The organism is Alloyangia mangrovi, from assembly GCF_002300555.2.
Classification (GTDB): domain Bacteria; phylum Pseudomonadota; class Alphaproteobacteria; order Rhodobacterales; family Rhodobacteraceae; genus Salipiger; species Salipiger mangrovi.
The window spans coordinates 25,610-34,782 of sequence record NZ_NTHN02000058.1; the positions used below are offsets into that span (position 1 = coordinate 25,610).

Genomic DNA, 9,173 nt, shown 5'->3' on the forward strand with positions numbered 1-9,173 from the left:
CGGGACACAAATTTGGTCAATCGTGCTGCACACCGCCCCGCGCATGTTTCTCTCCGCTTCACAGGCTCTGCCCAATAAGGTATCACATTGGTCGACCATTGGGATGCAATGCCGCCGCCTGCGCCCTCTTCACGCATCGAAACCGGGGATCCTCGCATGGACGGAACCGACGACATCAGCATCCCGGCGATTCCGCCGCTGCTCGCACCGGGCGAGCAGAGCCTGTCGGACCAGGCCTATACCCGCATCCTGGAAATGCTGCTGGCGGGGCAGCTCGTTCCCGGAGAGGCGCTGCAGGAACGGCGGCTGGCGCAGATGATGGAGATCTCGCGCACCCCGGTGCGCGAGGCGCTGTTCCGGCTCGAGGCCGAGGCGCTGATCCTGCGCGGGCCGGGCCGCAAGCTGGTGGTCAACGACATCAGCATCGAGAGCTACGTGCGGCTGCTCGACCTGCGCCGCATCCTCGAAATGGAGGCCGCCGCCCGCGCCACGGGCCGCATCACCGCCGGAAAGCTGGCCGAGGTCGAGGCCGGGCTCGAGGAGATGCTGCAGCTCGAGAGCGTGAGCGCGGCGCAGCACTGGGCGGTGGACGACCTGGTGCACCACACCATCGCCGAGGCCGCGGGCAACCCGATGCTGACCCGCACCATCCTCGACCTGCGCCGCCGCACCCACATCTTCAACACCAACCGCATCTCGCACCGCCGCCGCCCGGGAACCGAAGAGCACCTCGCGCTCATCCGCGCCGCCGCCGGGAGCGATCCCGAGCTGACCCGGCGCCTGATGGGCACACACCTTGACCACGTGCGCAACGCCATCGTCGATTTCATCCTCGGGATCCGGCACTGACCCCATGACAGACACCATTTCCGAACCAATCGAGCCGACCTCCGGTCCGGGCCGCCTCGGCTTCCTCGCTCGCGGCACGCCGCGGCTGCTGTCGGCGGCGCTTCTGGCGCTCTTCGTCGCGGCGCTCGAGCAGACCATCGTCGGCCCGGTGCTGCCGGATATCTTGGATCGCCTCGGCGGCGGCGCGCTGCTCGGCTGGATCGCCACCGGCTACCTCGTCGCCGCCACCGTGGCCGCGCCGCTCTACGGCGCCATCGCCGACCTGCGCGGACGGCGGCAGGCGCTGCTCATTGCCAACGGGCTCTTCCTTGCCGGATCGGTGCTTTGCGCACTCGCCCCCAGCCTCCCGCTGCTGGTGCTCGCCCGGCTGGTGCAGGGCGCCGGGGCGGGCGGCATGGTCGCCCTGCCCTTCATCATCATCGCCGACCGCGTGCCGATGTCGAAACGCGCCGGCTACAGCGCCTATATCTCGACCATCTACGCCGTCGCCGGGCTGATCGGCCCGCTGCTCGGCGGGCTGGTCGCCGAGCGGCTGAGCTACACCGTGGTGTTCTGGCTCAACCTGCCCGCCTGCGCCGCCGTGTGCTGGGGGGGTGATGACCGCCCTCGCCCCGCGCGCCGCCACCCGCGGCCGCCGCATCGACTGGCCGGGCGCGGCCTTCCTGCTGCTCGCCACCGTGCCGACGCTGGTGCTGATCGACGGCATCGCCGGGGCGGAGCTGATGCCGGGTTGGGGGCCGATGCTCGTCGCGCTCGGGCTGGTCGGCTGGATCGCCTTTGGCCTACGCATGGCGCGGGCGGGCGATCCGCTGATCCCGCTCACCGTGTTCCGCAACCGCACCATCCTGCTCGCGGCGCTGTCGCTCTCGACCTGCCAGGCGGTGAACATCGGCCTCGCGGTCTACCTGCCGCTCTACTACCACGCCGCCTTCGGCTTTTCCCCGGCGCTGGCCGGAGCGGCGCTGCTGGCGCTGGTCGGAGGCATCATGATCGGCGCCTACGCGCCGCCCGTGCTGCTGCGCCGCAACCCCGCCTACAAGCCGCTGCTGATCCGCGCGGCGCTGGCGGGAACGGCGCTGGCGGCGGGGTTCACCGCGCTGGTGGCGCTGAACCCGGCTCCGGGGCCGGTGATCGCCAGCACCTTCGGGCTCGGGCTGTCGATCGGCATGCTCTACCCGGTGTTCACCCTGGCGGTGCAGAACGCCGCCGAGCCCGGGCAGATGGGCGCGGCGATCGGCGTTCTGGCCTTCATGCGCTCGATCGGCGGCACGCTCGGGGTTTCGCTGATGGGGCTCGCGGCGCTGAACGCGGGGCTGGCCGGAGACCCCGCGACCCTGCCGCTCTGGTCGCTGCCCGCCGCCGCCTGCGCGCTGATGGCGGTGGGGCTGGCGGCGAACCTGATGATACCCGCCCGCAGGCTGAAGGGGTTCCGCTGACGCGGAGCCCCCATGGCTTCAGCCAGCCTTTTCAGGCGGGCTCAGCCAGCGCCGCCAGCTTCGCCTCCTGCCGGGCCAGCATGCGCTCGACCTCGGCCACGGCGGCGGGCGGCAGCGCCGCGCCGGGGCGCCGCTGCGCCGCTGAGGCGATGGCGCCGCGCTTTGCCAGCACGTATTTGCGTACCGCCAGCCCCGCGCCCGGCTGTTGCTCGTAGCGCACCAGCGGCAGGTAGGCGTCGAAGATGTCCTGCGCCCGATCCATATCTCCTGCGGCAGCGCGCTGCACAACCTCTGCCAGCATCTCGGGAAAACCGAAGCCGGTCATTGCGCCATCGGCGCCGCGCGCCACCTCTTCGGGCAGGAAGACCCCGCCGTTGCCGCAGAGGATCGACACCCGCCGCCGTCCCGCCGCCTCGGCGGCGCGCAGGGCGGAGATCTTCGCCAGCCCCGGCCAGTCCTCGTGCTTGACCATGACGATGCTGTCATGCGCCTCGAGGATGCGCCCCAGCGAGCCCGTGGAGATCGGCACCTTGGTTGACAGCGGGAAGTCCTGCAGCACCAGAGGTACATCCGGCCCCAGCACCTCGACCACCTGCGCGAAATAGCTTTCGACCTGCTCGTTGGTCGTCAGCCCCATCGGCGGCGCCACCATGACCCCCGCCGCGCCGAGATCCATCACCGCCTTCGACAGCTCGCCGATCGCCGCCAGACCCGGCGCCGAGACGCCCACCACCACCGGCTTGCCCCCGGCCCGGCGGATGGCGGCGGCGGCGACCTCGCGGCTCTCGGCCTGGGTCAGTTTCGGCGCCTCGCCCATCATGCCGAGGATGGTCAGGCCGTCGGCGCCCTTCTCGAAGTAGAAATCGGTCACCCGCTCGAGGCTCGCGCGGTCGAGCGCGCCGGTCTCGTCAAAGGGGGTGACGGCAATGACGAAAACACCCGCCGTGCGGGTCGTGATGAGGCTCATATCCTGGCTCTCCTGAAAACCGGCCCGCCCGGCGCGGGCACCGGGCGGGCAAAAGCTCTGTGTGATAGGATCAGTCGGCGACCTGGTAGACCACGTCCTCGGCGCTCAGCATCTTCGACAGCGGGGTGACCTTGTCGACCACCTCGATGTTATGCGCGACGCGGGCCATGTCGAAGTCGTAGCCGTTCGCCTCGAAGACACCGTTGTCGAAGGCGAAGGATAGCGAGTTCGGCACCATCCGCGCCTGGCTCTCGCGCAGCGTGCCGTCCACATGCGCGACGATGGCGTCGATCGCCGCCTCGGGGTCGTCCTGCGCGGCGTCGTAGGTGCACTCCACCGCCGCCTTGAAGCGCTTCACCAGGTCGGGGTTCTCGGCGATCATCTTGTCCGAGGTGAAGATCGAGGCGTTGTAGATGTCGAGCGCGTCGCCGTAGTAGACCGCCCGCACCTTCTTGCCCGCGTTCTCGGCCAGCGCCTGGATGCCCACGACCGAGGTCACGTAGCTGGCCAGCGCGTCGATCCGCCCCTGCAGCAGCAGCCCGTTCAGCGCCGAGCCATCCGCCGTCTCGACGTTCACCGCGTCCATGCTCGCGCCTTCCATCTCCAGCCCGAGCGGCAGGAAGGAAAACGCCGCATTGCCCACCGAGGTGCCGATGGTGCGGCCCTGCAGGTCGGCCAGCGTCTGGATCGGGCTGTCATCGAGCACAGCGATCGACGCCGGGTTCTGCGACACGATCGGCATGATCGCCTTCACCGGCGCGTCGCTCTCGGCGATGGTGCCGATGATCGTGCCGAGGTCGGTGACCGAGAAATCCGCGACCCCCGCCGCCACCTTGGTCACCGCATCCGCTGCGCCGTAGCCGCGCGAGATCGTCACGTCGATGTCCTGATCGGTGAAGCAGCCCTGATCCAGCCCGAGATAATAGGCCGCCGAGATTCCCCCCCGGCGTCCAATCGAGCTGGAAATCGACCTGGTCAGCGGCGCGGACGGCCCCGGCAGAGGCGGTCAGCCCCGCAATTGCTCCCGCAACAAGCAGCGCGCTCGAAAACGTGGTCGGCATCATGGATTCTCCTGTTGGTGTCGTTGGTTTGTCGTTGGCATACCATTAGGATACCGATACGAGTCGACAAAGCGAATAACGCAGGATCGGGCTGCTTCGGCCCCGAGACCCCAACGCGAGAGGAAAAATCATGCAGATGGACAAGGTGCTCGCCGCCTTCGAGGCGCGGCAGGCGGAAATGGTGGCGCTGCGGCGCGACATCCACATGCATCCCGAGACCTCCTACGAGGAGGTCCGCACCTCGGCGCTGGTCCGGCAGAAACTCGACGAGTGGGGGATCGAGAACCACGCCGGGCTTGCCGGGACCGGTGTCGTGGCGGTGATCCGCGGCCGCCTGCCCGGCAACCGCGCCGTCGGCCTGCGCGCCGATATGGACGCACTCAACATGGACGAGACCAATACCTTCGGCCACCGCTCGACCATCCCCGGCAAGTTCCACGGCTGCGGCCATGACGGCCACACCACCATGCTGTTGAACGCCGCGCGCTACCTCTCCGAGAACCCCGACTTCGGCGGCACGGTGCATTGCATCTTCCAGCCCGCGGAAGAGGGCGGCGCCGGGGGCCTGCGGATGATCGAGGAAGGGCTCTTCGAGCAGTTCCCCTGCGACGCGGTCTATTCGCTGCACAACAAGCCCGGCGTGCCGGTCGGCAAGTTCATCACCCGCGTCGGCGGCCAGCTTGCCTGCGCCGACCAGTGGGAAGTCACCTTCCACGGCACCGGCGGCCACGCCGGCGCGCCCGAGAAATCCGTCGATCTGATGACCGCGCTGGCGCATTTCATCCTCGGCATCCAGGGCATCGTCGCGCGCAACGTGGTGGCGCAGGAATCCGCCGTGCTGACCATCGGCATGATCGAGGCCGGGACCTCGCACAACGTCATGCCCACGAAGATCGTGGTCACCGGCACCGCCCGCTGCCACAACCCCGAAGTCCGCGACCTGCTGGAAAAGCGCCTCTCCGAGGTGGCGGCGAGCTCTGCCGCCATGTGCCTCGCCCGCGCCGAGGTGGTCTACGAGCGCGGCTACCCGCCGCTGGTCAACGCCCAGGCCGAGACCGACAAGGCCGTGGCCGCCGCCGCCGCGGTGAGCGGCATGGAGAACGTCGACCCCAACTCGCCGCCGATCAACGCCGCCGACGATTTCGCCTACATGGCCATCGCCCGGCCCGGCTGCAACGTGATGATGGGCAATGGCGACGGGCCGGAATGGAAGAACAACCACCGCCCCGACTACGACTTCAACGATGCGGCAATCCCCTACGGCTCGGCCTATTGGGTCTCGGTGGTGAACCAGGAGCTCGGCCAGGGCGCCGACGCGCAGCAGTCGGCCGCCTGACCTCCCTGCCCTGCCCCACGCGTCCAGAACGACAAAGGCCGGCGTCCCCGCCGGCCTTTTCCATATCCGCAGAGGCACCGCGCCGGGGCGCCGCTCACTCCCCCGCCTTGGTCTTGATCGACCAGCCGAAGAACGCCCTATGCGCCCAGTTCACAGCCTCATAGAGCACCACCGAGATCACCGCGAGGATCACCACGCAGGCGGTCGCCGTGGGAATGGCGAACTGCGCCGTCGAGGAGGTCACCAGGAAGCCCAGCCCCTTGTTGGCATTGACGAATTCCGCCACAACCGCGCCGACCACGGCGACGGTCACCCCGATCCGCAGCCCGCTGAAGATGAAGGGGATGGCGCTCGGCAGGCGCACGCTGAGGATCTCGCCCATGCGCGAGGCCCCCGCAACGCGTGCCAGGTCGAGCATCTCCTTCGGCGTGTCCATCATCCCGGCGGCGGTGTTCACCATGATAGGGAAAAAGCAGGTCAGCGTCACGATGATCAGCCGTGTCGTCATGTCGGTGCCGAAGATCACCACGAGGATCGGCGCGATGGCGATGATCGGGATGGCGTTGAGGAAGACGATCAGCGGGTAGATCATCTCGGAAATCGTGCGGTTGACCGAGACCACTACCCCCAGCGGAATGCCCACCGCGCAGGCGCAGACGAAGCCGAGCAGGATGGTCTTCAGCGTCTCGAGCGTGTTGCTCAGGATCGCCGGGCCGAGCTTGCCGCCGCCCTCGTAGATGTCGAGCGGCGAGGGCAACAGGTAGACCGGCACGTCCAGCGCCTCGCTCAGCAGCTGCCAGCCCAGCAGGAAGCTCAGGAAGGTGCCGACGGGGAGGACGATCTTTCTCAGGGCGGGGCTCATGCGCGGCGTCCTTTGCGGCCGGTGCGGGGTCCGAAGATGTCGTCGCGAATGCGCTGCGACAGGGCGAGGAAATCCGGGCGCGCGGCGCTCTCGGCCCCGCGCGGTTTTGGCACGTCGATCTCCACGAGGTCCTGCATCCGCCCCGGCCGCGCCGACATGACCGCAACCCGGTCCGACAGCAGCACCGCCTCGTTGATGGAATGGGTGACCAGCAGGATGGTCTTGCGGGTCTCGGCGTGGATGTCCAGCAGGTCGAGCTGCAGGTCCTCGCGGGTCAGCGCATCCAGCGCGCCGAAAGGCTCGTCCATCAGCAGGATCTTCGGATCGAGGATCAGGCTCCGCGCAATCGAGGCGCGCTGCTGCATGCCACCCGACAACTCGTGCGGCATCCGCTCCGCCATGTCCTGCAGCCCGACCAGCTCGAGCAGCTCCATGGCGCGGCTTCGATGCGCCTTGGTCGGGCGCTGCAGCACCTTCACCGGGTAGAGCACATTGTCCATGACACTCAGCCACGGCAGCAGCGTCGGGCGCTGGAAGACGATGGCGACCTCGGAAAAACCGCGCCGGGTCTTTCCGCCACCGATCCAGATGTCGCCGCTGGTCGGCTGCTGCAAACCTGCCAGCATGCGTAGCACCGTGGACTTGCCGCAGCCCGACGGGCCGACGAGCGAGACGATCTCCTCGCGGTAGATGGTCAGGCTCATGTCCTCTACCGCAACCAGCGGATCGCCCTTGGAGGTGGCGAAGATCACCCCGGCGTGGGCCAGCTCGATGATCGGCTCACGGCGGGGTTCGCCGCTCGGCATCTCGGCCTCGCTGTGCGCCGCCCGCGCAGGCGTTGCATGGATCATGTCGTCGTCTCCTGTGTCAGCGCGAAACCGGCGTGGGTCCCTGCACCTCTCGATGGCATACCAAAGGAACACCAAGCACCAGAGATGAACGCTCCCGACCCCTTGCCCATGCCGCTCCGCGCCGAAATCTTGTGCAAATCGACGCGATTTGCCCGCCGCATCATCCCCCCCTGCCTATGGAAATACCCCGCGCAAAGCGGATCATCTTGCCCAATCACCCGAATCTGGCATTCCAATTGTCGACCATTGGAACTCCAAGGAGACAGACATGCCCAGATTGCTGGTGTCAGGTGCGAATCGCGGGATCGGGCTGGAACTCGCCCGCCAGTTTGCCGCCGCAGGCTGGGAGGTGATCGGCACCGCCCGCCAGCCGGACCGCGCCGAGGCGCTTGCCGCCACCGGAGCGCAAGTCCTGCCGCTCGAGGCCGACGACGAGACCTCCATCGCCGCCCTCAAGCACAAGCTTGGCGAGACCCCGATCGACGTTCTGATCGCCAATGCCGGCATCGCGCTCAACCTCGACGCCGGCCCTGCCGAGGTCACCCGCGCCGAGTTCACCCAGACCATCCGCACCAACACCTGGGGGCCGCTCGCACTCGCCCGCGCCCTGAAGTCGAACATCGCAGCCTCCGATCTGAAGCTCTGCTGCGCGATGTCGAGCCTGATGTCGTCGATCTCGGCCAACGATTGGGGCACGCAATACGGCTACCGCGCCTCCAAGGCGGCGCTGAACGCGGCCTGGGTCGGGCTCGCCGACGAATGGCGCCCCGAGGGCATAACATGCATGCTGCTGCGCCCCGGCATGGTCGCCACCGACATGACCGAAGGCCGCGGCATCGCCGTGGAAGAGAGCGTCGCCGGCATGAAACGCGTCGTCGAACAGATCACCGCCGCCGATACCGGGCGGATCATCGGCTACGACGGGATCGATGTGCCCTGGTAGCCGCCTACGACCGCCCCCAGGATCGCGAATTTCAAGGAGATAGATATGCCCACCGTCCTCATCATCGGCGCTCAAGCCGGAGCCGGTCTCGCGCTCGCCCATGCCTATGCACGCCGGGGCTGGGCCGTGCTGGCCGCCAACCCCCGCCCCTTTGCCGCCGCGGACTTCGCCAGGCTTGGGCCCGAGGTGTCAGAGTTTCGCTACGATCCGACCTCGGATGCCAGCGCCCGCGACATCGCGCAACGGCTGACCGGACGGGCCATTGACCTGGCGATCTTCACCCAGGTGCTGCGCGAGGAAACCGCTGCTCCGATCGACCGCGTCACCGGGGGCGCCTTTGAGCGGACCATGCTGGAAAACACCTTCGCGCCGCTTCACCTTGCCGCGCTGCTCGCGCCCAATCTTGCCGCCGCGGACCAGCCGGTCGCCGTGGCGCTGGTTGACCCCGCCGGACGCACCGGACGGTTTCATGGCCCGGCGCAATACGGGCTGCGCGCCTCGCAGGCGGCGCTGGTGCAGATGTGGCGGAACCTTGCAGTGGAATGGCAGGAAAGCGGTATCCGCTGCCTTGCCCTGCAGGGTGCCGGCGAGGGGGTGGCTCTCGCCGAAGCGGTGCTGCGGGCCATCGACACGGCGGACGAAACCCCCTCGGGATCGATCGTCGATCTGAGCGCCGTGCCGGCGCTGACCTGACTACGGGAAAACCGACCAAACTGCGCGGTGCGCGGCCGGAGCACCTATGGCTCTGGTCTCGCGCCGAGGATGTCTCCCGTCCTGCTCGTGGCGCGCCCGCACCTCAGCAGCCGCGGAACACAAACGCGAACATCCCGCGGCATGAACCACGGGCGTCGAGTGCTCGGAAAACGCA

The 9,173-nt window shown here is 68.4% G+C and carries 9 protein-coding genes and 1 pseudogene; 6 read left to right on the forward strand and 4 right to left on the reverse strand.

Features of this window, described 5'->3' with window-relative positions:
- The first annotated feature begins 156 nt into the window (after positions 1 to 156).
- From CLG85_RS22610 to CLG85_RS22620, 3 genes and pseudogenes are all read left to right on the forward strand, one after another.
- The gene (locus tag CLG85_RS22610) at positions 157 to 849 is read left to right on the forward strand and encodes a GntR family transcriptional regulator (RefSeq protein ID WP_176476585.1); all 693 of its coding nucleotides are present in this window, start codon (positions 157 to 159) and stop codon (positions 847 to 849) included.
- Positions 850 to 853: 4 nt separating this feature from the next.
- Positions 854 to 1,426 (forward strand): annotated as a pseudogene (locus CLG85_RS27895) (MFS transporter); the annotation flags it as partial.
- A 19-nt stretch (positions 1,427 to 1,445) separates the two neighbouring features.
- Complete coding sequence (locus CLG85_RS22620; protein ID WP_260350076.1) at positions 1,446 to 2,285, forward strand: MFS transporter; 840 nt, start codon at positions 1,446 to 1,448, stop codon at positions 2,283 to 2,285.
- A 31-nt stretch (positions 2,286 to 2,316) separates the two neighbouring features.
- Here CLG85_RS22620 and CLG85_RS22625 read toward each other — a convergent pair whose 3' ends face one another.
- Entirely contained in the window at positions 2,317 to 3,252 is a 936-nt protein-coding gene (locus CLG85_RS22625) for a dihydrodipicolinate synthase family protein (RefSeq protein ID WP_260350077.1), read from the reverse strand.
- Positions 3,253 to 3,322: 70 nt separating this feature from the next.
- On the reverse strand, positions 3,323 to 4,129 hold the full coding sequence (locus tag CLG85_RS22630) for an ABC transporter substrate-binding protein (protein WP_260350078.1): 807 nt from the start codon (positions 4,127 to 4,129) through the stop codon (positions 3,323 to 3,325).
- A 314-nt stretch (positions 4,130 to 4,443) separates the two neighbouring features.
- Between CLG85_RS22630 and CLG85_RS22635 the strand changes: the two genes are divergently transcribed.
- The gene (locus tag CLG85_RS22635) at positions 4,444 to 5,649 is read left to right on the forward strand and encodes a M20 aminoacylase family protein (protein ID WP_260350079.1); all 1,206 of its coding nucleotides are present in this window, start codon (positions 4,444 to 4,446) and stop codon (positions 5,647 to 5,649) included.
- Between the two features lie 94 nt (positions 5,650 to 5,743).
- Here CLG85_RS22635 and CLG85_RS22640 read toward each other — a convergent pair whose 3' ends face one another.
- Both CLG85_RS22640 and CLG85_RS22645 read right to left on the reverse strand, forming a co-directional pair.
- Positions 5,744 to 6,511 (reverse strand): ABC transporter permease, encoded by a 768-nt coding sequence (locus CLG85_RS22640; RefSeq protein ID WP_260350080.1) that lies wholly within the window; start codon positions 6,509 to 6,511, stop codon positions 5,744 to 5,746.
- Positions 6,508 to 7,362 (reverse strand): ABC transporter ATP-binding protein, encoded by an 855-nt coding sequence (locus tag CLG85_RS22645; RefSeq protein ID WP_260350081.1) that lies wholly within the window; start codon positions 7,360 to 7,362, stop codon positions 6,508 to 6,510. The genes CLG85_RS22640 and CLG85_RS22645 overlap by 4 nt, the downstream gene beginning before the upstream one ends.
- A gap of 268 nt (positions 7,363 to 7,630) precedes the next feature.
- On the opposite strand from CLG85_RS22645, the gene CLG85_RS22650 reads away from it, so the two are divergent.
- Entirely contained in the window at positions 7,631 to 8,305 is a 675-nt protein-coding gene (locus CLG85_RS22650) for an SDR family oxidoreductase (protein WP_260350082.1), read from the forward strand.
- A gap of 45 nt (positions 8,306 to 8,350) precedes the next feature.
- Positions 8,351 to 8,998 (forward strand): SDR family NAD(P)-dependent oxidoreductase, encoded by a 648-nt coding sequence (locus tag CLG85_RS22655; protein ID WP_260350083.1) that lies wholly within the window; start codon positions 8,351 to 8,353, stop codon positions 8,996 to 8,998.
- The last annotated feature ends 175 nt before the right edge of the window (positions 8,999 to 9,173 follow it).